The sequence below is a fragment of the Chitinivorax sp. B genome (assembly GCF_005503445.1).
Lineage (GTDB): Bacteria > Pseudomonadota > Gammaproteobacteria > Burkholderiales > SCOH01 > Chitinivorax.
Genome location: NZ_SCOH01000002.1, coordinates 223,511 through 245,329, shown reverse-complemented (window position 1 = coordinate 245,329; position 21,819 = coordinate 223,511). Strand labels below are relative to the sequence as shown.

17 protein-coding genes are annotated in these 21,819 nt (G+C 52.7%); 12 read left to right on the top strand and 5 right to left on the bottom strand.

The genetic code is table 11. The features are described 5' to 3' along the window. Positions 1-36 precede the first annotated feature (36 nt). Positions 37-324 carry an Asp-tRNA(Asn)/Glu-tRNA(Gln) amidotransferase subunit GatC gene (gene gatC / locus FFS57_RS02545; RefSeq protein ID WP_137936181.1) on the bottom strand — a complete coding sequence of 96 codons (288 nt, stop codon included), beginning with the start codon at positions 322-324 and terminating at the stop codon, positions 37-39. A gap of 253 nt (positions 325-577) precedes the next feature. Here gatC and FFS57_RS02540 point away from each other — a divergent pair, with 253 nt between their 5' ends. From FFS57_RS02540 to tsaC, 7 genes are all read left to right on the top strand, one after another. Further along, positions 578-1,621, top strand: a complete 1,044-nt coding sequence (locus FFS57_RS02540; RefSeq protein ID WP_137936180.1) for a rod shape-determining protein — start codon at positions 578-580, stop codon at positions 1,619-1,621. Between the two features lie 101 nt (positions 1,622-1,722). Continuing rightward, complete coding sequence (gene mreC, locus FFS57_RS02535) at positions 1,723-2,622, top strand: rod shape-determining protein MreC (RefSeq protein ID WP_137936179.1); 900 nt, start codon at positions 1,723-1,725, stop codon at positions 2,620-2,622. Next, the gene (gene mreD / locus FFS57_RS02530) at positions 2,622-3,155 is read left to right on the top strand and encodes a rod shape-determining protein MreD (RefSeq protein WP_137936178.1); all 534 of its coding nucleotides are present in this window, start codon (positions 2,622-2,624) and stop codon (positions 3,153-3,155) included. Before mreC ends, mreD begins: the two co-directional genes overlap by 1 nt. After that, complete coding sequence (gene mrdA, locus FFS57_RS02525) at positions 3,133-5,025, top strand: penicillin-binding protein 2 (RefSeq protein ID WP_137936177.1); 1,893 nt, start codon at positions 3,133-3,135, stop codon at positions 5,023-5,025. Before mreD ends, mrdA begins: the two co-directional genes overlap by 23 nt. Positions 5,026-5,035: 10 nt before the next feature. Next, a complete protein-coding gene (gene rodA / locus FFS57_RS02520) occupies positions 5,036-6,157 on the top strand; it encodes a rod shape-determining protein RodA (protein WP_137936176.1) in 1,122 nt (373 codons plus the stop codon). A 279-nt stretch (positions 6,158-6,436) separates the two neighbouring features. After that, entirely contained in the window at positions 6,437-7,522 is a 1,086-nt protein-coding gene (locus FFS57_RS02515) for a septal ring lytic transglycosylase RlpA family protein (protein WP_249383851.1), read from the top strand. 23 nt (positions 7,523-7,545) lie between these two features. Further along, positions 7,546-8,103: an L-threonylcarbamoyladenylate synthase type 1 TsaC gene (gene tsaC / locus FFS57_RS02510; protein ID WP_171013522.1), complete on the top strand. Its 558-nt coding sequence runs from the start codon at positions 7,546-7,548 to the stop codon at positions 8,101-8,103. Here tsaC and FFS57_RS02505 read toward each other — a convergent pair. Then, the gene (locus FFS57_RS02505; RefSeq protein ID WP_171013520.1) at positions 8,095-13,617 is read right to left on the bottom strand and encodes an alpha/beta fold hydrolase; all 5,523 of its coding nucleotides are present in this window, start codon (positions 13,615-13,617) and stop codon (positions 8,095-8,097) included. The genes tsaC and FFS57_RS02505 overlap by 9 nt on opposite strands. A gap of 37 nt (positions 13,618-13,654) precedes the next feature. Between FFS57_RS02505 and FFS57_RS02500 the strand changes: the two genes are divergently transcribed. After that, positions 13,655-15,478 carry an ATP-binding response regulator gene (locus FFS57_RS02500; protein WP_137936174.1) on the top strand — a complete coding sequence of 608 codons (1,824 nt, stop codon included), beginning with the start codon at positions 13,655-13,657 and terminating at the stop codon, positions 15,476-15,478. A 185-nt stretch (positions 15,479-15,663) separates the two neighbouring features. Here FFS57_RS02500 and FFS57_RS02495 read toward each other — a convergent pair whose 3' ends face one another. After that, positions 15,664-16,320 carry a response regulator gene (locus FFS57_RS02495; RefSeq protein ID WP_137936173.1) on the bottom strand — a complete coding sequence of 219 codons (657 nt, stop codon included), beginning with the start codon at positions 16,318-16,320 and terminating at the stop codon, positions 15,664-15,666. A gap of 292 nt (positions 16,321-16,612) precedes the next feature. On the opposite strand from FFS57_RS02495, the gene hemA reads away from it, so the two are divergent. Then, on the top strand, positions 16,613-17,860 hold the full coding sequence (gene hemA / locus FFS57_RS02490; protein ID WP_137936172.1) for a glutamyl-tRNA reductase: 1,248 nt from the start codon (positions 16,613-16,615) through the stop codon (positions 17,858-17,860). 84 nt (positions 17,861-17,944) lie between these two features. On the opposite strand, the gene FFS57_RS02485 is transcribed toward hemA, so the two are convergent. After that, on the bottom strand, positions 17,945-18,316 hold the full coding sequence (locus FFS57_RS02485) for a DUF7709 family protein (RefSeq protein ID WP_137936201.1): 372 nt from the start codon (positions 18,314-18,316) through the stop codon (positions 17,945-17,947). 357 nt (positions 18,317-18,673) lie between these two features. Here FFS57_RS02485 and FFS57_RS02480 point away from each other — a divergent pair, with 357 nt between their 5' ends. The 3 genes from FFS57_RS02480 (at position 18,674) to FFS57_RS02470 (ending at position 20,678) form a co-directional block, all read left to right on the top strand. After that, positions 18,674-18,856: a hypothetical protein gene (locus FFS57_RS02480; protein ID WP_137936171.1), complete on the top strand. Its 183-nt coding sequence runs from the start codon at positions 18,674-18,676 to the stop codon at positions 18,854-18,856. Between the two features lie 79 nt (positions 18,857-18,935). Then, positions 18,936-20,015, top strand: a complete 1,080-nt coding sequence (gene prfA, locus FFS57_RS02475; protein ID WP_137936170.1) for a peptide chain release factor 1 — start codon at positions 18,936-18,938, stop codon at positions 20,013-20,015. 78 nt (positions 20,016-20,093) lie between these two features. After that, positions 20,094-20,678 carry a YdcF family protein gene (locus tag FFS57_RS02470; RefSeq protein WP_137936169.1) on the top strand — a complete coding sequence of 195 codons (585 nt, stop codon included), beginning with the start codon at positions 20,094-20,096 and terminating at the stop codon, positions 20,676-20,678. Between the two features lie 90 nt (positions 20,679-20,768). Here FFS57_RS02470 and FFS57_RS02465 read toward each other — a convergent pair whose 3' ends face one another. Next, entirely contained in the window at positions 20,769-21,782 is a 1,014-nt protein-coding gene (locus FFS57_RS02465) for a TonB family protein (protein WP_137936168.1), read from the bottom strand. Positions 21,783-21,819 lie beyond the last annotated feature (37 nt).

Genomic DNA, 21,819 nt, shown 5'->3' with positions numbered 1-21,819 from the left:
ACGGAGACATACCATGTCAGATTAGGGTGAGATGGCTTATTCGATTACCTTGGGTACCAGGTATAGACCGGCTTCCACTTGGGGCGCAACTGCCTGGAACGCGTCGCGGCGATCGGTTTCGGTCACGGCATCCTCACGCAAACGCAGGTAGACATCCTGGGCGTGACTCATTGGCGCCACACCTGTGGTATCCACCGCGCGCATCTCTTCGATCAGTCCAAAAATGCCGTTAAGCTTGGCCAGGACTTGTTCTGCCTCGGCCTCGCTGACGTCCAGTCGCGACAAATTGGCGATGCGCTTCACATCGTCGAGCGAAAGCGACATAAATTCCTCTCAATACAGCTTTAATTGTTCACTGGTGCTAAGGTATCATACACCGCTTGCTAGACCCAAGTGCCGCCATACCACGAGCCGCTCGCTCGTTCCGACACCGATAACGGTGCATATCATGGTGTGGCTGGTCTCAAGTTACGGAAAACAGGAATTTTTCTCGGCCGTTGAACCGAATGTCGCCTCGGGGCGTCATATGCAACGCCCGCAGGCTTTGATTGCGACCAGTTAATCTCGGAATTTTGTCATGTTGCGTTCTTTTAGCGGTTACTTCTCGAATGATTTGGCGATTGACCTCGGTACGGCCAACACCCTGATCTATGTGCTGGGTAAAGGCATTGTGCTCGATGAGCCGTCCGTAGTGTCGATCTTGCAAGAAGGCGGCCCCAACGCCAAAAAACACATCCTGGCCGTTGGCTTGGAAGCGAAGAAGATGCTGGGTCGTACACCCGGCTCCATCTCCGCGATCCGCCCAATGAAGGATGGCGTGATTGCTGACTTCACGATCACTGAGCAGATGCTCAAACAGTTTATTCGTAAAGTCAGCCCCTCCAAGTTGTTCTCCCCCAGCCCCCGTATCGTCATCTGTGTTCCCTGCGGTTCAACTCAGGTAGAACGCCGTGCGATTAAGGAATCTGCACTCGGCGCTGGCGCCCGTAAGGTGGCGTTGATTGAGGAGCCAATGGCTGCCGCAATGGGTGCTGGCCTGCCAGTGGAGGAGCCAACCGGTTCGATGGTGGTGGATATCGGTGGTGGTACAACCGAAGTGGGTGTGATCTCGCTAGGAGGTATCGTGTACGCCAGCTCGGTCCGCGTGGGGGGTGACAAGTTTGATGAATCGATCATCAACTACATCCGCCGTAACTACGGCATGCTGATCGGTGAAACTACGGCGGAAGAGATCAAGAAACGTATCGGTTCTGCCTTTCCTGGCGCCGAAGTACGTGAAATGGAAGTGAAAGGCCGTAACCTTGCAGAAGGTATCCCGCGTTCGTTTACGATCTCGTCCAACGAAATTTTGGAAGCCTTGACCGAACCATTGAACCAGATTGTTTCTGCGGTGAAGCAAGCACTGGAGCAGACTCCCCCGGAATTGGGTGCGGACATCGCCGAGAAGGGTATGGTGCTGACCGGTGGTGGTGCACTGTTGCGCGATCTGGACCGTTTGTTGATGGAAGAAACCGGTTTGCCGGTCATTGTGGCCGACGACCCGCTGACCTGCGTGGTGCGAGGCTCTGGCAAGGCATTGGAAAAAATGGATACTGTCGGTAGCATTTTCACCAACGACTAAGCGCCAGACGTCATACAATCACTCCAAAGCCCGCCTGTCGCGAGACCGAGCGGGCCTTGTCTTTAGCTGCAATCGACACGTAGGGGCGCACGCGGGCGGTTATGGAGCATCAAGCACCACCGTTCTTCATCCGGGGTATCAGCCCTAAGACCAAACTGGTCATTTATGGCTTGTTGTCACTGGCTTTATTGGTCATTGATAGCCGTTACCGTGTATTGGATGTGGTACGGGAAAAAGTCTCTGTCGTCCTTTACCCGTTGCAGGTAGTGGCAACTACGCCAATCACTGCCGCACACCGGGTATCCGATTTCCTGTCTGATCAGGCCCGTTTGCGGTCTGAAAATGAACGTTTGCATAATCAGCAGCTTGAAGCCAATGCCCAACTGCTGCGCATGCGTGAGTTGCAGTCAGAGAACGACCGGCTGAGAGGTTTGCTAGGCACTGCCAATCAGTTGTCTGGGCAGACCATGTTTGCAGAAATCCTTTATGCTGGCCGTGATCCCTTTACCCGCAAAGTAATTGTCAACCGTGGTTCACGTGATGCGGTACTGCTGGGGCAACCGGTGATTGATGATGCGGGTGTATTGGGCCAGGTGACGCGAGTCCACGAGTTGGTCAGTGAAGTAACCTTGCTGACCGAGAAGGGACAGCCAGTACCGGTTCAGGTGCAGCGTAATGGGTTACGTTCGATTGTGTTTGGTACGGGCCACGCCTCGGAGCTGGAAGTGAGGTTCATGCCGTTGAATGCCGATATCCGTGCTGGCGATGTATTGGTTACCTCCGGCATTGATGGTACCTATCCACCAGGATTGCCGGTTGCCGTGGTGCTGACGGTCGACAAGACGGGGGCATCCAACTTTGCCCGAATCATTTGTCGTCCTGCTGGTAATGTCGATAAACATCGTTATTTATTGATTATGAAGGAAAAGCGTGAGCTTCCGCCGCTGCCAGAAACACCGCCAGAGCCTAAGGGCAAGAAGCAGCGAAAGGGGGAGCAGTAATGCCCATCTCAATGACGCCAAGGCAGATTCTACGGCCCGTCAGCAATGGTTGGATCACATTTACCTTCATCATTGCCTTTACACTCAATTTCATTCCGTGGAGTAACAAGACCGTTACCCTGCAGCCTGATTTTGTGCTGTTGTTGCTGATCTATTGGTGTTCTCACCAGCCACGCAAGATTGGGCTAAGCTTTGCTTTCATTTTTGGCCTAGTCATGGATATCGCAGATGCCAACGTGTTTGGTCAGCATGCCTTGGCCTACATTGTCATTTGCTACTTGTCAGTGCAGTTCTCACGACGCCTGTCCATGCAAAACGTGTGGCAGCAGGCAGCTCATGTGTTCAGTTTGATATTACTGGCGCAGGTGATGATGGTGGTGTTGCGCATGGTGGGTGGAGCCAGTTTCATTGGCTTGGGTTACTTCCTGTCCAGTATCACCGGTGCCCTGTTGTGGCCGTTGTGTGTTACCGGATTGCAGTTGCCACAGCGTCGGGCTGTCAAAGAGCGTTATGAATCGTCCAGCGGTACTTAGGGATAGCGCCCGCGAGCGGAATCGATTCCAGTTCCGCCTGTTGATGGCGGTGCTGGTGGTGTTGATTGCTTTTGGCGGCTTGGTAGTGCGATTCGTCTGGTTACAAGTGTTGCAGCACGAACACTATCGGACACTGGCGGAATCCAACCGTATCTCGATTCTGCCGGTGCCACCCACTCGCGGCCTGATCATGGATCGCAATGGTGTCATACTGGCAAACAACTATTCGGCATACACACTCGAAATTACTCCTAGCAAGGTAAAAGATCTGGATGCGACGATTGACGCACTCTCCAGTCTGGTCGAAATCACGCCCAAAGATCGTAAGCGTTTCAAAAAGCTTCAGGAAGAAAACAAAAACTTCGCTAGCTTGCCAATCAAGGTGCGGTTGAGTGATGAGGAGGTTGCCAAATTTGCGGCCAATCGCTGGCGTTTTCCCGGCGTCGAAATCAATGCCCGTTTGTTCCGTCAGTACCCGCAAGGTGAGGTAGGGTCACATTTTCTTGGTTATATCGGTCGTATCAACACCGCAGATATGCAGCGGATTAAGGAACGCGACGAAGAAAAGGATTACAAGGGTACTGATCACATTGGCAAGGCTGGGGTCGAGCAAAGTTATGAGCGTGAGCTACATGGCATTACCGGCTATGCCGAGGTTGAAACAGATGCTGCCAACCGGGCGGTGCGTACTCTGCGTACCAAAGCACCCATTGCAGGCAACAATCTGGTGTTATCGATCGATATCGAGCTTCAAAAGGTTGCCGAAAAGGCATTTGGGAAGCGGCGCGGTGCATTGGTAGCGATTGAACCGGCCACAGGCGGGGTATTGGCATTGGTATCTCAACCTGGTTATGACCCGAACCTGTTTGTAGATGGAATCGATCCGCAATCCTGGAAAGAGTTGAACGAATCACCCGACCGACCGTTGAACAACCGTGCACTGCAGGGAACCTACCCACCAGGCTCCACTTTCAAGCCGTTCATGGCATTGGCGGCGCTGGAATATAACAAGCGTACGCCACATCAAGCATTTCTTGACCCCGGTTACTTTGTGTTAGGTAATCACCGGTTCCGTGATGACAAAGCGGGTGGCCATGGTTATGTTGACCTCTACAAATCGATCGTGGTGTCCTGTGACACCTATTACTACATGTTGGCTAATGATCTGGGTATCGACAATATTGCGCAGTTCATGAAGCAGTTCAGTTTTGGTCAAAAAACCGGGATTGATATCGAAGGTGAAAAAATTGGCGTACTACCTTCGCGGGAATGGAAAGCCAAGCGCTTCCGCAAGAAGGAACAGCAGAAGTGGTTGTTGGGTGAAACCGTCAGTGTCTCGATTGGACAAGGTTACAACAACTACACCCCGATGCAATTGGCGCAGGCCACTGCAATCCTGGCCAACGATGGTGTGGTTTTCAAACCGCATATTGTTCGTTTCATCGAAAATAGTGTAAGTGAGCAACGGGTGGCGATTGAACCCAAGCCTGTGTCCACCATCCCATTGAAACAGTCCAATATCGATCTGGTAAAGCGCGGTATGGTGGGGGTGAATACAGAGGGAACGGGTGCCACGGTTTTTCGTGGGGCAGCCTATGTCGCAGCCGGTAAAACCGGTACCGCTCAGGTATTCAGCCTGAAGGGTGCCAAATACGTCGCGTCAGCTACCAAGGAGCATCTGCGCGACCATGCTTGGTACATGGTGTTTGCACCTGCAGACCAACCTAAGATTGCGTTGGCCGTGCTGGTGGAAAATGGCGGTTTTGGTGCGCAAGCTGCCGCCCCAATCGCGCGACAGGTTCTGGATTTTTATCTGGCTGGTAAGAAATCGACCGAGCCAGCGGCTGAAACTGCGGTGGAAGGTGACTGAGAACCTCATTATGAAACTCGACGTTCGTCAGTTCTGGCAATTATTGGTCAGGCATCTGGATGGCCCATTACTGGTGCTGGGCACGATTCTGATTTCAGTCAATCTGGTGGCCCTGTATTCGGCGTCCAATCAAAGCTTCGACAAGATCATGGCACAACTGATCAACATGTCGGTTGCGGTCGTTGTGATGTGGGTGGCTGCTAATGTATCCCCACAGCGAATGATGCTGTTCGCCCCCCCGTTGTATCTGGTCGGATTGGTATTACTGATCGGAGTGGCGCTGGCTGGTGATGTGGTCAATGGCGCCCGCCGCTGGCTTCACATTGGTGTTACACGCATTCAACCTTCTGAAATCATGAAGATTGCCTTGCCGATGATGTTAGCTTGGTATTTTGACCGGCAGGAAGCTGCTTTGCGTATGAAGGATTTTGCTGTTGCTGGCATGATGATGCTGTTGCCCGTAGCGCTGATCCTCAAGCAACCGGATCTGGGCACAGCCATTCTGGTAGGGGCGGCGAGCTTCTATATCCTGTTTCTTGCAGGTTTATCCTGGTATGTGGTGCTGGGGTTGGTACTGGCGGGTAGCGGAGCGATCTACTTCGTGACGCATTGGGATATCTGCATCCAGGTGTTTCACGATTACCAGTGTCGACGTGTGGCTACCATGCTGGACCCAATGGCCGATCCACTAGGAGATGGTTATCACACTATTCAGGGAACAATTGCCATTGGTTCGGGTGGCGTGTTTGGTAAAGGTTGGCTGGCAGGAACGCAGACCCACCTGGATTTCATTCCTGAACGGACAACGGACTTCATTTTTGCAGTATTTGCCGAAGAATTCGGCTTGATTGGCAACTGTTTGTTGCTGGTACTTTATCTGGCCATTATTGGCCGGGGGCTATACATTTCTGCGAGTGCAGCCAATCTGTTTGGCCGACTATTGGCTGGTGCGATTGCACTCAGCTTCTTCACATATGCGTTTGTGAACATGGGTATGGTGTCGGGAATTCTGCCTGTTGTGGGTGTGCCGTTGCCCATGATCAGTTATGGCGGTACCGCTTTAGTCACGCTAAGTCTAGGCTTTGGCATCCTGATGAGTATCCATTCGCATCGAAAATTGCTGCAAAGCTAGGTGCCATCAGGCTTTCACTGCTATTTAGACATTCACATAAAATCAAACACTTGCCGTATTTGCGCGTTTGTGAAACAATCCTGCTCGTTATTAATCTCTATGATTCTCTTACGGTTTTTCGGCTAAGCTGAAAAACTGCTTTATCAGGGCTACGTAGCGTATTTTCTACGGTGCCTTTATTTACGGTCAAGGTGCAGCGTCCTGCACCGCTCGTTGACCCGGACACCACCGTCCAACTAATTCGCCAACCAGCAGTATTTTGACGAACGGAGGATTCGCGTGATTGCTCGGACTTTTTTTGCCAAGTTGAAACGCACACCAGTTGAACATTGGGCAGGCTATGTCCTGATCTGTTTGGCTGCTGCTTTGATTCAAGCCTGTACAAGCCTCAGTGGCCCACAGCAACGTCAAGGCAATCAACCCCCGGTCGCGGTATCCATGCCGAACGACCCATTTAAGTTACCGCCGACTACTTCGACTCAACCGGTCAAACCCGGCAAGAATGGTGGCGCCTATTACAAGGATGATGGCCCGCCAGATAGTATCAATGTGGATCTGGACAAGATCCCGGAGCCAAAGCCCAAAGACGAGCCGTTGCATAAATATGCAAACCGGCCTTACAGTCGATTTGGTGAAGAGTACGTGCCAGCGAAAGAGCATAAGACTTACAAGGCGCAAGGTACTGCATCTTGGTATGGGCGTAAGTTCCATGGCAAGCGAACCAGCTCTGGCGAGTTGTATGACATGTTGGGCTTGAGTGCTGCGCACCCGACATTGCCTATCCCAAGTTATGCGCGGGTGACCAATCTGGAGAATGGCAAATCGGTGGTGGTCAGGGTGAATGATAGGGGACCATTTCACAAAGGCCGCCTGATGGATTTATCCTATGCGGCGGCGCATCGATTGGGCTATGCCGGTAAGGGGCATGCCAAGGTCGAGGTTGAGGCCATTACACCAGATCAGATTACCGAATTGGCCAGCCGTGGCGAATTGCCACGTGGGCCTGGTGCTAGAGTTGTCGCAGAGCAAGCGGAAACGGTCGTCGCTGTATTGAATGACACGGGGCCGATTCTGTCCGAGACTTTACCTCCCCAGACCGAGGAGACCATGGTCTCCGGCGAAGTAGCCGAGGCCACCAATGTGTTTCTACAGGTGGGGGTGTTTCGAAACAAGACCAATGCTGAGTCCATGCGCTCAAAAGTGCTGACTGGTTGGCAGGAAGCGGACGATAGTAAGGTGAACATCGTTTCGAAGGAAGGGATGTTCCGGTTGCAGATCGGACCATTTGCCAGTGAGCAGCAGGCGCGTGAAGCAGTCGGTCGCTTGAAGGATAAATTGGCACTAAGTGCCGTTGTTGTTCGTTGATGAAATTGAAACATCAGTTTTGTATGCGCCAACCACGTGCTGGCGAGTTACCGGCCATGCGCCGGCAAATCAGGCAAGGCGGCGTGATCGCCTATGCAACGGAATCCTGTTATGGCCTGGGATGTGACCCGCGGCAATGGCGGGCAGTGCAGCGTGTGATTCGACTCAAACGCAGGCCTGCCCATAAGGGATTGATCATGATTGCAGCCAGCTTCGAGCAGCTGGCCCCATTCGTTCAATCGCCTACGGCTGCTGAACGGGCTTTACTGGATCGTTTTTGGCCTGGCCCTTATACCTTCATCATGCGTGCTTCAAGGCGTGCCCATCGACTGTTGACCGGTCGTCACGGTACCATTGCAGTTCGAGTGACAGCCCACCCCGGGGCGGCAGGGGTTTGTCGGGCACTTGGCACGGCCTTGGTATCGACTAGCGCAAATTTGGCAGGTCAGGTGTCATTGAAGTCTGCACGTGCATGCCATCGAGCGTTCGGTAAGCGCGTGCATGTGGTTGCAGGCCAGACTGGCCGTCGCAAAAAACCTTCCACTATCATCGATTTGCGGACAGGCAAAGTGCTACGCTGATACGGGCACATCGCTTGTAAGCTGCCCGGCTAGCGCTTGAGCAACCCGATCATACAAACGCGTTTCAGCCAGTTTGACACCCATTGGGTCGCGTATGGAGATGGTGACTTGCCAACCTCTTGTATCCTGGCAAACATCAATGCAACCAAACTGTCTATATGCATCTGTCAGCCAATGCAAGGTACTATCGACACTGACGGTTTGATTACTCATGGGGAGTCTGACCGGCATATCTAACATGAATTGATGCTGACGGGCATTGGCGAACGGCAGTGTGGCATTTAACCCGGACAACACAACAGTGTGTGCCCGAACCGGAGAATGGCGACCAAAACGTAAGGTCAGGTTGGCTACAGCTGCGGCATGGAGATCACCGCAAACAAATATGACATGAGTGATTTGTCGGCTTACGATGAAGCGAACCAAGGCCCGCCAAGTACGCGGGTAACCCTGCCAGTGGTCTGCATCCACGCAGGTTGCCGGAAAATCAACTTCGTGGCGGCGCGGAAACCCAAATACGCTACCGGACAAAATCAGCTTGGGTCGATCAGGAGCGATACGTTGTTGTTCCTCTAGCCAAGTGGTCAATGCGTGAAACTGTGTTTGTCCCAGTAATCGGGCTCGTGGCCAGGTGGTGCGGTGTCGGCGCTCACGTTCACTACGCGTGTCGATTGCAAAAGCTGGCAGCCCACACACTTCAAATGCGTGCCAATAACGCACTTGTTCCAGTGGTGGTGGTGGCCCGATTTCACAACCAAGCTGGCGATGCTGATATGCCAGTACAGCCGCCATTGCCTGTCGTTCCTGAACATTGAACGGTTGGCCTTTGTCTCGACCGGGCCAGTTGTCCTCCAATTCATGATCATCAATCACCATCCAGGTTGGGATGCTACGCAGTAGGGCGGCAAAGTGAGGGGAGGCCAATTGCTCCAGGCCCAATTGGCCATCTCCAAAGGCTTCCCGGTAGCGCCGAGCGTAACGGTCACTGTGTTCTCGGTAGCGAAGCACGTCTGCCCCTGCGTTGGCATAGATCTGGTCGCCTAACAGCCACAGGCCATCTACACCGGGCGCTTGTTGTGCTAACTGCAGCATGGCGGCGAAGATCCGGTCTACTGCCTCGCGCTCAAACGGGGTTCCTGGCCATCGGCATGAAGCTGCTAGGATTCGCCATTGTCGTGGAGGTTTGCCTTGCAGATAACCAATCAAGCGAGTGAACCAGGGCATACCATGCAATGGGATCTGTACCCATTGGTCAGACTTGTTACCTGCTGGGTGCCTTGGCAATTTGCGTCGCCGTAAACCAATTTGCAAGGAGACTGGTGGATGTAGCGGGTCTACACGCGTAGTCAGTAGCCAGTATTGTCCAGGCAGTATGACAGTTGGCGCCCAAGCTGCTGTGTAGTCATAGACACGTCCATTGTGCTGAGCACCACGCAAGCGAGGTGGGATAGGTGGGGTTGCTGCCAGTGTGGTCTGCTCAATGCAACTAATCAGTTCAAGCTGGCGTCCCGCATGAATTCGATAGTGAAAGCTCGGGCCGGTCACGTGCTCCAGCGGTGGCGTTTGTTTACCATGCTGTTTCAATTGTTGCCAAGCTAAGCGGCGCAGTGGGATGGACAGTGGTTGTCCGTCGAAGAATTGCTGTAACGCTGGAAATACGCCACTACCCGAGAGATGGGGTTGATAGGGCTGCGCCGCATGTTTGCCAAATACCAAATCCAGATGCCCCACTTGCGGAATGGCAAGCAGCTGTACCGATCGTCCTTTCGGCAGTATTCGATGTAGTGCAAGCGCACTGTGTATGCTGGCCTGCGCATCGAATACTTGGTTATCCAGGCCATGTACCAGTAACGTGGGGAATGTCCAATACTCGGCAAAGCGCGGAGTCTGTAAGTAACAAGGATTGCCAAACCGATCAAGCAGCATGCCTCGTTCGGTAATTTGCAACATGTGACGGATCACGTCGAGATGCAACGGCCCCATCATGCGCGGTAGTGCGGTCAGTAGTGCGGGGGTCAGATTGGATTGACGCCATTGATGGCCATAGAACAATGCCATCCGATTCGCAGTTGCATAGCCGGTCAATGCATCGCCGCTAGTTGGACGGTTTGGGCGTTGCTCGCTATCGGGTAATGGTAGTGACTCAGCCAAACGATCGATCCATTGATCCAGTTGTTCGGGGTGTCTGCCCGGGCTAGCCTGTAAGGTCCATGCCCCTAGCAACTCATCCACATACTGTAACAACGCCGCCATGATGCGATTGCCTGTGGAAGGTTGTGGCCAGGGTGGAACCGCATGTAGTGCCAATTTGCCAATCATGGATTGTTGTTTGCATGTATCCCATATCCTCCCATTGAGGACAGCCATGGTCACGCCAGCCGCGCCAATACAATGGGCAAACAGGTCAATTGGTTGGCTTTCGTGTTGCTCATATACAAAACGGACTGCAGCTGGGAGATCAAATTGTGCCAGCTCATCAAGCGAGCCTGCCAATTGCCCCACTCCCATTGTCCGGTTCGAATAGCGATGATCAAATACCCAAACTACGCGTCCTTGTTCTGCAAACCACGCTGCCATGGCGCAGGGGCTATGATGGGTTGTGAAAATTTCGCCACCATGGGCCAGGCCATGGGTCAGCAAAATGGGGGGGTGTAAGGGATGGCGTGAAGCGGGTAGATAACATGTCAGTGAAAGCGGTAGTGAGGTGTCATCGCCAGCTTGTCGGGGCACATGCAAGGTATGGCGAACGGGATCGATGTGTTGTCCATTGCGTAATAGTAACGACTGGATACGAGCGGGATGGCTTGATCGGAGCGCACGGTAGCGTAATCCTCTGAATGTCCAAAAATGGGTGGCGAACATTATTCGCATCAACAGATGGCTAGCCTGCAACAAAGCTGACATTGCAACCGGTGTATTACGTGCTGCTGTGACCTGGAGCGCATGTTGACGCAGCATCCTTAACACATCCACTTGTAAGCTGATCGAGACCTGTCCTGTGATTCCCGGTGCGGTTAAAGTCACTTGCAGTTGTTGTAATGAGGTCCAAGGGTTTTTGGCTTGTGATTGATAGGCTAACTGTTTGAAGCCAGAAAACATCAGCGGGCTGCCATGCCCAGCCTGGATGGGCAGCAAAGTGAATCGATAGTCCATTCGTCGCCATTGACTGTGGATACGGGCGATGCGCAGAAAGCTGCGCAAGCGTGATCGCATGGTCTGTTGGCCGGGAGCCAGAAAGAGATCGCGTAACCCGCGCCGTTTCAAAAAAGCAGCCAATGCTTGATCAGTACGTGCCTTGGCTTGTTTGCCATCGATTGGTTCATCCAGCGCCAGCAAGCGTACTGTCCCGTGGCCTGAGAACAGGGCTGGTGCAGTGATTGGCCCGTCACCTACCGTTTTGCCTCGTCTTGTGCTTGTTTGAGCTGGACAATGAAGTGTGATGGTAGCCGGGAGCGCGATGGATGGATTGGCCAGCCACGCTAGCATATCGAGTTCAATCTGTATCTGCGCTATCAACCCTGTGGCATGTTGTTGCAATTGGTCAAATGTGCGGGCTGCCAGTACTGCGCCCCGCCAGTCAGGAGGAAGCAGGATGGGCGTGAGGTTGAACAAGGTTTCACGCAACGAAAGGAGCACTGGAACATGGGGTGATGCTGTAGGTATACATGTGCGATAGGGTTGGCGTGGCGGGTGAATGGCGCGGGCTGCATAGGTTTGACCCGTCAGTATGCGGACGGCACGAAGTACCACGCCAGACAGAGTGATGAACGGATTGACCTCGACCGGGCAGGGTAAAATCGCGCTGTCCAGTACATACAGGCCTTGATGTAACTGCAGGCCTGCGTGGTCGGCGCCATCAAACACGCGACCCAAATGGTCCACCACACCTAGCGTGGCGTTGTTGCCCATCGCGCATCCGCCAAGCGGGTGGGCAGTAACAAGGCTACCAGTGGTGGATTGGCCAACAATCTGCTCAAAGGCTTCTGGTACATTACGCCACTGTGGATTGGGCAAATAGTCTCCACCATCCATCCCACCATTCAGGTGTGCCTGTGTCAAAACGTGGTGCAACTGTTGGATGCTGCTATGTCGCGGCGCGGTGGGCCATTCGATATCAATGCCTTGCTGCCCCAGATATAGTTCACCGTCGGCGCTGTCTTGTCCCATACACAGTAGTACCTGGGTATGTGCCAATACCGACTCATGTACCGTCAATGGGTCCACATTGGCGTGTTGAGCGAACCAAGCAGGTTGTTGATCGCTGATGAACCGCTGCAGCAACGACGCGTTCGCCAGTATAGGGCCCAGTATTTGGCCAAGTACACTAGGGATTGCACCGTCTTCGATGATGTATCGCCCTAATGGGCTGATTGCAGGATCAACTGCGCGGATCATGCCGACTGCAGTCGGGCCAATCTGCTGCAATTGCGTAGAAGACAGCTGACTGTGCCCAAATGCATTGACAGCACGGCGTTGGGCATAGCCGAATGCGAGGAAATCTCCATTACCTGAAAAATGTCGCCCCAGTTGTTTGGAAAAAGTCGTGTTGGCAGTCTGTGATCGCAGCAGGATTTCCGTGCTGCCCAGACTGCCGCCAGCCAGGATCACGGTCTTCGCAACAATCTCAAACTCATCGGGACCTTCCTCGCATTTCAGTGTCGCCGTCCGGGCAAACTGGACTACCCATTGAGCACCATTTGCTAAACCATATTGATCACTTGCCCTTGCCGGGCGAATGGTTTGTGCGGTTGCACCGGTATAAAAGCGGGCACCAGCCTGGCAAGCCAGCGGAATCACGTTCATCGGCAGCGTATTCTTCGCACCAACATTGCAGCCGGTCACACAATTTCCGCATTGAGTGCATTTGGCCTGCATCATGCCAGCGGTGCTTTCCTGATGGCCAGGTGCAATAGCCAGGGTGAGTGGTTGACAATGACTACCTGGAATCGCCTTGGCCAATTGCTGTAACGCGCGATACTTGCTTGTCTGGCCAGCAACGGTCCATTCCACGGTCCCCAGCAAGTGGTGGGCATCCGCAAAACACGTTTTTAGATTAGTCAGATCTGCACGTAACGCACGTGGCCAGCGTTCATCCTGAAATACCCGATCAGGCGGCGTTAGCGCCACACTGGCATTGATCAGCGACGTACCACCCAACCCACAGCCAGTAACTACCGTCACATGCTTGCCAACCTGTAATGAAAACAATGCGTCTGGATTGCCAACCACAGGTCGGGATGCCTGCTGGTGATACTGAACATGGCCCGGCAAATCGCCCAGTGTTTCGGGGAATTCCCCCAAGGCATATTCACGTCCTTTCTCCATGACCCACACCGATTGCCCGGTAGCAGCCAGTTCCATAGCCGCAAATGATCCACCATAACCACTACCGACAATCAGTACATCGCAATACAATGGCCGCTTGGCTTGTAACAAGCTTTCTACCGGCGAGGCAAGGCGATGAGCGGCATTGATTGCATATATACTTGTACTGACAAACTCATTGCGAGCCATGATGACGTCTCCCCTGCGAATGAATGTGTGATGTGGCATGTCTAGTCATATCGAGAGATCAGGTCTTGGCATGCTGATCAGCCCGGCACTGCTGGCCCAGCGGCTTGCACAACGAGGTCGGGTTGCAGTTGAGGCTGCCCGTGAGTCGGTGCGATTGAGGGCCAGCCAGATCATGCTGATGCGTCCAACGATTGTGCTGACTGGTGCAGTCATCATCGGGGTGTTTTCCACGATGGTGCCTTGGTGGCGTGTATGCGCATGGATAGTGCCGTTGGCAGTAGTCTGGGTGTTTGTACCAGGGACCTGCCGTCATTGGTTGGATCGAATTGAACATGGTGATGAACGCGAGATTGTGCTTGCACAACGCAGTCTGCTGCTCTTCGTCGCCTTGAATGCAATGATTGTTGGTAGCGGTATCTGGTGGATTGGTGTGGGTGCTACCGATTACACGGCCATCTTCCTGGTGACCATTCTCCAGTGCGTCTACGCGGTGGCTGCCTTGGTCAATATGTCGACCCATCCGCCTACGTTTACTGTAGGTGCAACCATCAATCTGGTCTCGGCAGCCATATTCTGGTTCGGTCTGGGGCCATCTGGTTTGCCGATTGGTGTGGTACTGTTGGGGCTGTTGGCAACCTTGGTGAGATTTTCCCGCCAGATCAAGGATGAATTCGATGCCAGTTTGCGGATGCGCTATGAAAATCTGGAACTGGTCAAACGCTTGGAGCAAGAGAAACAAAACGCTGAATCCGCATTAAGGCAGGCCGAACAGGCCAATTTGATGAAAACCCGCTTTCTGGCTGCAGCCAGCCATGATTTGCGGCAACCATTGCATGCATTGGTGCTGTTCTCTGGTCTGTTGGATACGGCGTCGACCGAACAGCGTCAGATCTTTGTTCAGCATATCCGTCATTCCGCCGATTCGCTTAATCGGTTGTTTAGCGGGTTGCTTGATTTGTCCAGGCTTGATGCAGGTGCGGTACAAGCCAACTGGGTGGCAACCCGGGTCAAGCCATTGGTCGAAAATATCGTTAGCGAGTACCAACCCAAAGCAGCTGCCAAACAGTTGTCGCTGAAGCTCGAAGCGGATGATGTTGTGGCTGTGACGGACCCCTTCCTGATCGAACGGGTATTGCGTAATCTGGTCGACAATGCCATCAAGTACACAGCTGCCGGTGGTGTGACTGTCAGAGTCAAACGTCAAGAGCACGAAATCATTGTATCCATCAGCGATACTGGTATTGGTATTCGTGAACAAGACCAACCATTTGTATTTGACGAGTTCTACCAATTGCATAACCCTTCGCGGGATTCGGAAAAGGGCGCTGGGCTTGGCCTGTCGATCGTGCGTCGTCTTTGTGATCTGCTGGACCACCGTTTGATGTTGGATTCGAAGCCTGGTAAAGGTACTACGATCTCGGTGAGTATGCCGCTTGGGCGAATAGCACAGCCGGTCATTCCTGAAGCGTTGCCTACGGTTGAATCCACGGAAGGTTTGCGTGGCATGACGGTGGTGGTCATCGAAGACGATTCGCGTGGCCGGATTGCCATGCATAGCTTGCTTGAATCGTGGGGCTGCCGGTCGTTGGTGTATGAATCGGCATCTGCGGCGGTAGAGGCATTGCAGGGAACTGATATCCGCCCTGATGCGCTGATTACAGACTTTCGGCTTGCCGATGGCTTCAATGGTTTTGATGCCATCATTTCGTTGCGACAGCTTTACGAAGATTTGCCATCGTCCATTATCACCGGTGAAAGTGAAGCCAACTGGACTCCAACCAGTGCGTTGCCAGAAGTACCAGTATTCCAGAAGCCCGTACCAGCCGATGTGCTGTCCAATTGGCTGATCAGTACCCAATAGCGGGAGCTTGGTTATCGTCCCTGAAATTGCGTGGATGCTAAGCAGGTAATTCTGGCGGCTATTCGGTATTTCACTCATCAGTATCTCGTGCAAAACAAAGCCCCGCATGTGCGGGGCCTGATCAATAGCAAAAGTCAAGTAGCAGGCCAGCGCCTGGTGGTGTCTACCGGTCGAAGTACAATAATTTATTCGAAGCGAATGCCTGCCCGGGCTGCAGCATAAACAGCTTCTGTCCGATTGCGCGCGCCCAGTGCCTTGAAGACCGCAGTCAAATGTGACTTGACGGTGGCTTCGCCAATATCTAGTTCAGTGGCAATGCGCTTGTTGGGTGCACCGTGAATCAGCAGGCGCAACACCTCACGCTGACGGTCAGATAGCTCATCCAGCGAGAAGTGCGGTTCAATGTCATGGTCGATAATTTCCGGTATCGGCTGACTGACGCGGGCAGCCAACAAGATATCGGCCGGCAGATAAATGCCGTTGGCCAGAATCAGGCGCAGTGCACTCAACATGACATCCGGGCTGGTCGTTTTGGGGATATAACCCATTGCGCCTGCACCAATTGCCATATTGACCAGATCCGGCGAGGTTTCGCCTGACAGCACAACCAAGCGGGCATCGGGGAAAGCGTTGTGCACTGCATTGACTGCGTCGATCTCGCACTTACCTGGCAGCTTCATATCCAGCAGTATGACGTCGATATCCTGCCGCTCATCCGCCAGATCTTCCGCTTCCTCAACGCTCCCGCATTGCGTGACGTCCACCTGTTGGTCGAGACTCTGCAGCATGTAGCGCAAGCCTTCCCGGAAAAGGTGATGGTCATCGATCACCAAGATTTTCATGGCAGCTTCCAGTGGCTATTACGTTAGTGTTAAGGGTAACGCGGAATGCTGCATTACGGTAGTCCGCCATATGGCTGATTGGACTCCGACATAAGTCGGAATGTCCGTCAGAGGTCTTCCGACTTTTGCCGGATTGCAGGTCGGCGATATTGTTGGGTCGGTATATGCCGATGGATACTTTTAAGCAAAATCGTATCGATTGAGGCCCTCAATGTAGCACATTGGTAAAACACACCTCATTCATGTGCTGCATCGGGTAAACTATATAATCCACTCGTTTCATCGTTGCGCCATGCATTTGTTCGCTTTCGGCCTTAATCATCAGACTGCGCCCTTGTCTGTGCGCGAGCGTGTGGCATTTCCAGCTGACAGCGTGGCCCAAGCGCTGCGTGACCTGATAGCCCGCCCCCGTGTGGCGGAAGCCGCGATTGTCTCTACCTGCAATCGAACCGAAATCTACTGTAACACCCAAGATCCCGGTGTGGTCGTGGATTGGTTGGCAGGTTATCACGAATTACCCATTGGAAAAGTCGAGCCTTATCTTTACCGTTTGCCGGAAAGCGAAGCAGTACGTCATGCTTTCCGTGTTGCATCAGGGTTGGATTCCATGGTGCTCGGTGAAGCACAGATTCTGGGGCAGATGAAGGATGCTGTCCGGGTTGCCGAGCAGGCTGGTACGATGGGACAACTGCTGAACACTCTGTTTCAACGAACCTTTTCTGTTGCGAAGGAAGTTCGAACCCGTACTGAAATCGGTGCCAATTCAGTATCGATGGCAGCAGCCAGTGTTCGGTTGGCAGAGCGACTGTTTCCCAGTGTATCCCACACCAATGTGTTGTTCATTGGCGCGGGCGAGATGATCGAGCTTTGTGCTACCTACTTTGCCGCACAACATCCTAAGTCCATGACTGTAGCCAACCGGACTATGGAGCGTGGAGAGGCGTTGGCTGGCCGCATTGGTGCCAAGGCCGTGTTGTTGTCCGAGTTGCCAGCCGTGTTGCCCCAGCACGATATTGTCGTGACCTCAACTGCTTCCACACTTCCGATTCTTGGTAAGGGAATGGTTGAACGGGCCATCAAACAGCGCAAACACAAACCGATTTTCATGGTGGATTTGGCGGTACCGCGTGATGTGGAGCCAGAGGTTGGCGAGATGGATGATGTCTATCTGTACACCGTGGACGACTTGGCCGTTGTGGTGCAGGAAGGCCGAGAGCGTCGTCAGTTGGCAGTCAGTGAAGCGGAAACCATCATAGAAGGCAAAGTGATTGAGTTCATGACTTGGCTCAACACACGTGAAGTGGTGCCTGTCATTCGTGCTTTGCGTGACAAGGCAGAACGGCTGCGTCGACAGGAGGTTGAGCGAGCGTTGAAGTTGCTTGAAAAAGGCGAGGACCCCTGTACGGTCTTGGAGTCCCTGTCACAAGGTCTCACCAACAAACTGATCCACCCCCCGACCCAAGCCCTCAGCAAAGCCGCTGTTACTGAGCGTGAGGATACGCTGGCACTGATCACACGTATCTATGGCATACATGACTGACAAACAACCTGTCGCTCTTAATCAGAATTAGGGCAAACTGGATAATGTAATTGACGTCTGTAGCGGACAAGAACTACCACATTGTCATGCACTGGGCGTGTTCTGAGTGCCCTGACCGTGGGTATTCAAATACGCCTCGCCAAGTTGCCCAACCAGTCGACGCCCGGCATTGTTACCAGCTTGCCATTCTGCCGGTGAAAACAAATCAAACAAACCCACCTTGATCAAGGTGGGAACCGATAAAGCCAGAGCCTCCTCCATTTGGCCCCGTTCGCCAGTGTTATAGCGAGCCACATTGACCAGCATGGCGGCGACAGTGCCCGTTTGTACTGGAGTGCCATCTTTCAATTTCACGACGGGTAAATGTTCACCGTTGGCCACAATTTCATGATTGACCGAGGAAAGTGCGTTATTGATCTGATGTGGTTGGCAAAGACGATAGGTATGCCAAAAGATGATTTGACTCTGCTGCCAACGAAGCAGAACTTGATAGTCGTATTGGTGAGTTTGTTGTGTAACGTCACAATAGTGTGCTGTCAGCAACAAGGTCTGATAGTCACCATGTGCCAGGGTTGCTTTGATCTGTATGGTGGTTAATACCTGATCTACAAGGGTTAGGGGTAAGCTTGCGACAGGCTCGTTGTCATGTAGGACTTCGCAGTCTGCGGCAAGCCAGGCTGGTAACTTGGCGGGTGATCGAGTCAATTCATCAACAAGTACTTGCACATCGGGTTGGCAATGAAACGTGGTAGAGGTCGACATGGCATGGCTCACAGGCAGTTGAAAGCATGTTCATTGTGGATTGAGTTGTACTTGGCTCGCTATCAACAAAATGTCATTCAATATCGATATCTAGCCATCTTGACTGTATCAATTTTATTGGCTGTGGACCCGTTTGCTCTTAATTTGATCAAACAGATGACGAGCAAGAGCTTGATGATGGCTTTGGCCAGGCACAGCCTGTTTTTAGCTTGGGTTGAGATTGGTGCCAAATGATAAAGTATCTGTGTCAACGATTTCGCCCTGTAGATTTTCAGTGCATAATCGCGCCCTTGCCTGTGCCTCAAGAACATTCATGAAACCCAGTATTGCTGCCAAACTCGCTCAACTTGCCGATCGCTTGGATGAGGTTAATTTGTTGCTCGCCAGTGAGGAGGCCACGCGTGATATGGACCAATATCGCAAGCTGAACCGCGAGCACGCTGAAATCACGCCGGTGGTAGCGTTGTATCATACTTTCCAGCAATGCCAGGCCGATATCGAAACAGCGCAGGAGCTGTTGTCTGATCCAGATATGAAAGAGTTTGCCGAAGCCGAAATTGAAGACAACGAGGGCAAGCTTGAGCAACTTGATCGCGAACTGCAAATGTTGCTGTTGCCACGCGACCCCAATGACGAACGCAATATCTTCCTGGAAATTCGGGCGGGTACTGGCGGGGACGAATCGGCCTTGTTTGCAGCGGATTTGTTTCGCATGTATTCCCGCTTTGCAGAGCGTAATCGCTGGCAGGTCGAGATTATCTCTGCCAGTGAATCAGACTTAGGTGGTTTCAAGGAAGTGATCGCTCGTGTTGTCGGTTTTGGTGCCTATTCAAAACTGAAATTCGAATCCGGCGGCCATCGTGTTCAACGTGTGCCCGCTACTGAAACCCAGGGCCGCATTCACACATCAGCCTGCACTGTCGCGGTCATGCCGGAGGCGGACGAAATGGCTGAGGTTGAAATCCGCACCGAAGACATCCGTGTTGATACCTTCCGCGCTAGTGGCGCAGGTGGCCAGCACATCAATAAGACCGACTCGGCGGTACGAATTACCCACCTGCCGACCGGCATTGTGGTGGAGTGTCAGGATGATCGTTCACAACACAAGAATAAGGCGCGTGCTTTGTCTGTGTTGGCTGCTCGCATCAAAGACAAGGAATTGCGTGAACGCCAGGCCAAAGAAGCGGCGACTCGCAAGAGCCTGGTTGGCTCTGGAGACCGCTCTGAGCGTATTCGCACTTACAACTTTCCACAGGGCCGCATGACCGACCATCGCATCAACCTTACCCTCTATAAGCTGGATGCCATCATGGATGGCGACCTGTTTGAGCTGACACAGGCCCTGTTGAGCGAGCACCAAGCTGAACTGTTGGCCGCAATGGGTGAAGATTGATCACGAGCAAGATGATCAGTTTGACCGTGACTTGGTCATTGGGCATTTGATTCCAGGACAATCCGGAAATTGCCACTTATGTTTGCTGTGCTGAAGCGGGTATGCCGCTGGCTGTTGGTCTGTTCTGTTGCCGGTTTCCTGATCGGTGCGTTGGCAATCAGCCTGTATGGTTTGCAAGACCGATTGGTTCCTGCGGATTTGGCCGTTGTGCCAGGTAATACGGTGAATCTGGATGGTACGCCTTCCGGGCGGCTTCAGGGTCGGCTTGATGCAGCCCTCAAGCTGTATCGGGATGGTTACTGCACAGCCATTCTGGTGAGTGGTGGAATTGGTAAAGAAGGCTTTGATGAAGCGGCGGTAATGAAGGCTTATCTGGTTAGCCGAGGTGTGCCAGACCCTGTTATCTTTACCGATAACCAAGGTACCAATACCTATGAAACAGCCAGATTTACAGCATCACTGATGCAGAACAAAGGATTTCAACGCCCAATTCTGGTCAGCCAGTATTTTCATCTTGCCCGGTTTCGTCTGGCACTGCGTCAATTTGGGGTTGAAAGTGCAGGACACATGCATGCTGAATACTATGAATGGCGGGATGTGTACTCACTTTCACGGGAAGTAGTCGGCTACGTTGCATACCAGTTCAAGCAGACATCTGCTTAGCATGGCATTGATCTCTCCAGCTCTGCTGCATTTTCATTAAACGTGGTCAACAAAATGCTTGACGTAGTGTGATGTCGCCATCGTAGGTGTCTAGTGTGCATGCCTATCTGCGACCGGTTTCTTTGTGATATTCAACGGCTTTTCTTCAAGACGCAGCATGCCATAGTAGCCATGCGGAATCGGCGGGGGATCGCCCGGTTTTGCACCCAGCATTGCTAGTATATAGTTATTCACCACACTTGCTAACGTATAGCTCTCTTTGTCTGTTACGACGTTATTTGCCTGAAATGCCGTTGTAAAAACGATCAGGTAGCGATCCCGGCGGGAATCTCGGTCAATAGGCAGTTCGATCACGTAGTTGGGATGGCGTGACCAATTGCCGGTGATGAACTGATGGCCTGTGGCAATACACCGGGTTACGCGTTTCTGCCGATCAAGCAAAGCAAAAATCGGGTAGAACAGCTTGGGACTAGGTACGCTGGTGACTTTGATTTTGTAAGGCATTTCATAACGTGGGAGCTCGAAAGCCAGATAAGGGCTAGTCCCGCTATCGAAATCGAATTCCTTATCCCAGCGATTGATGGGAATGGCGCGGTCCTGAATCGTCTTGGGATAGTCATTGACCGGAGGTTGTTCCGATTTCAGTGGCAGCCATTTATCAGGGTTCGGAAAGTGGTGGCCACAGAGCTCTGGCGCATCTTTACGAGAGCTAACGTTAGCAACAATGATGCTGTTGGCCGTATCACCGGGTGGGAAATCGAACGGGATGTCGACCGATGCAACAACAGGTACGCCATCACGCCTGCCTGGTTCAAATTTCCAGACCTTGACCGTGTCCAATGACAGATTGTCCAGTCGTGGAAAGCCTGATGATTGCTTGATCTTGGCATCCTGCAAAGTACCGTCCCGTCTAATCAATACCGTAATGATGGTTTGACCATGTTCCCCTAACTCTCGTGATGTCGCACTTGCAACCGGCCGTTGATTTTTCAGGTGCAACGCATCATGAATGGGTGGGGTGTCAAAATGGTTGACAGGTGTTTCAGCGTGAACTGACGTGATTAGAACACAGGCAAGTAACGAGCCGAAACGTAGGTTGAACATGACCAAGTCTCATGGAACGCAAGAGTAATGGATTTTA

Excerpts from the sequence above, each read along its gene's own strand:
- FFS57_RS02465 (WP_137936168.1), bottom strand. The coding sequence starts at position 21,782 with ATGTTCAACCTACGTTTCGGCTCGTTACTTGCCTGTGTTCTAATCACG.
- rodA (WP_137936176.1), top strand. The coding sequence starts at position 5,036 with ATGAAACTCGACGTTCGTCAGTTCTGGCAATTATTGGTCAGGCATCTG.
- FFS57_RS02495 (WP_137936173.1), bottom strand. The coding sequence starts at position 16,320 with ATGAAAATCTTGGTGATCGATGACCATCACCTTTTCCGGGAAGGCTTG.
- FFS57_RS02540 (WP_137936180.1), top strand. The coding sequence starts at position 578 with ATGTTGCGTTCTTTTAGCGGTTACTTCTCGAATGATTTGGCGATTGAC.
- FFS57_RS02505 (WP_171013520.1), bottom strand. The coding sequence starts at position 13,617 with ATGGCTCGCAATGAGTTTGTCAGTACAAGTATATATGCAATCAATGCC.
- tsaC (WP_171013522.1), top strand. The coding sequence starts at position 7,546 with ATGCGCCAACCACGTGCTGGCGAGTTACCGGCCATGCGCCGGCAAATC.
- mreD (WP_137936178.1), top strand. The coding sequence starts at position 2,622 with ATGCCCATCTCAATGACGCCAAGGCAGATTCTACGGCCCGTCAGCAAT.
- mrdA (WP_137936177.1), top strand. The coding sequence starts at position 3,133 with ATGAATCGTCCAGCGGTACTTAGGGATAGCGCCCGCGAGCGGAATCGA.
- mreC (WP_137936179.1), top strand. The coding sequence starts at position 1,723 with ATGGAGCATCAAGCACCACCGTTCTTCATCCGGGGTATCAGCCCTAAG.
- FFS57_RS02500 (WP_137936174.1), top strand. The coding sequence starts at position 13,655 with ATGTCTAGTCATATCGAGAGATCAGGTCTTGGCATGCTGATCAGCCCG.
- hemA (WP_137936172.1), top strand. The coding sequence starts at position 16,613 with ATGCATTTGTTCGCTTTCGGCCTTAATCATCAGACTGCGCCCTTGTCT.
- prfA (WP_137936170.1), top strand. The coding sequence starts at position 18,936 with ATGAAACCCAGTATTGCTGCCAAACTCGCTCAACTTGCCGATCGCTTG.
- FFS57_RS02470 (WP_137936169.1), top strand. The coding sequence starts at position 20,094 with ATGTTTGCTGTGCTGAAGCGGGTATGCCGCTGGCTGTTGGTCTGTTCT.
- gatC (WP_137936181.1), bottom strand. The coding sequence starts at position 324 with ATGTCGCTTTCGCTCGACGATGTGAAGCGCATCGCCAATTTGTCGCGA.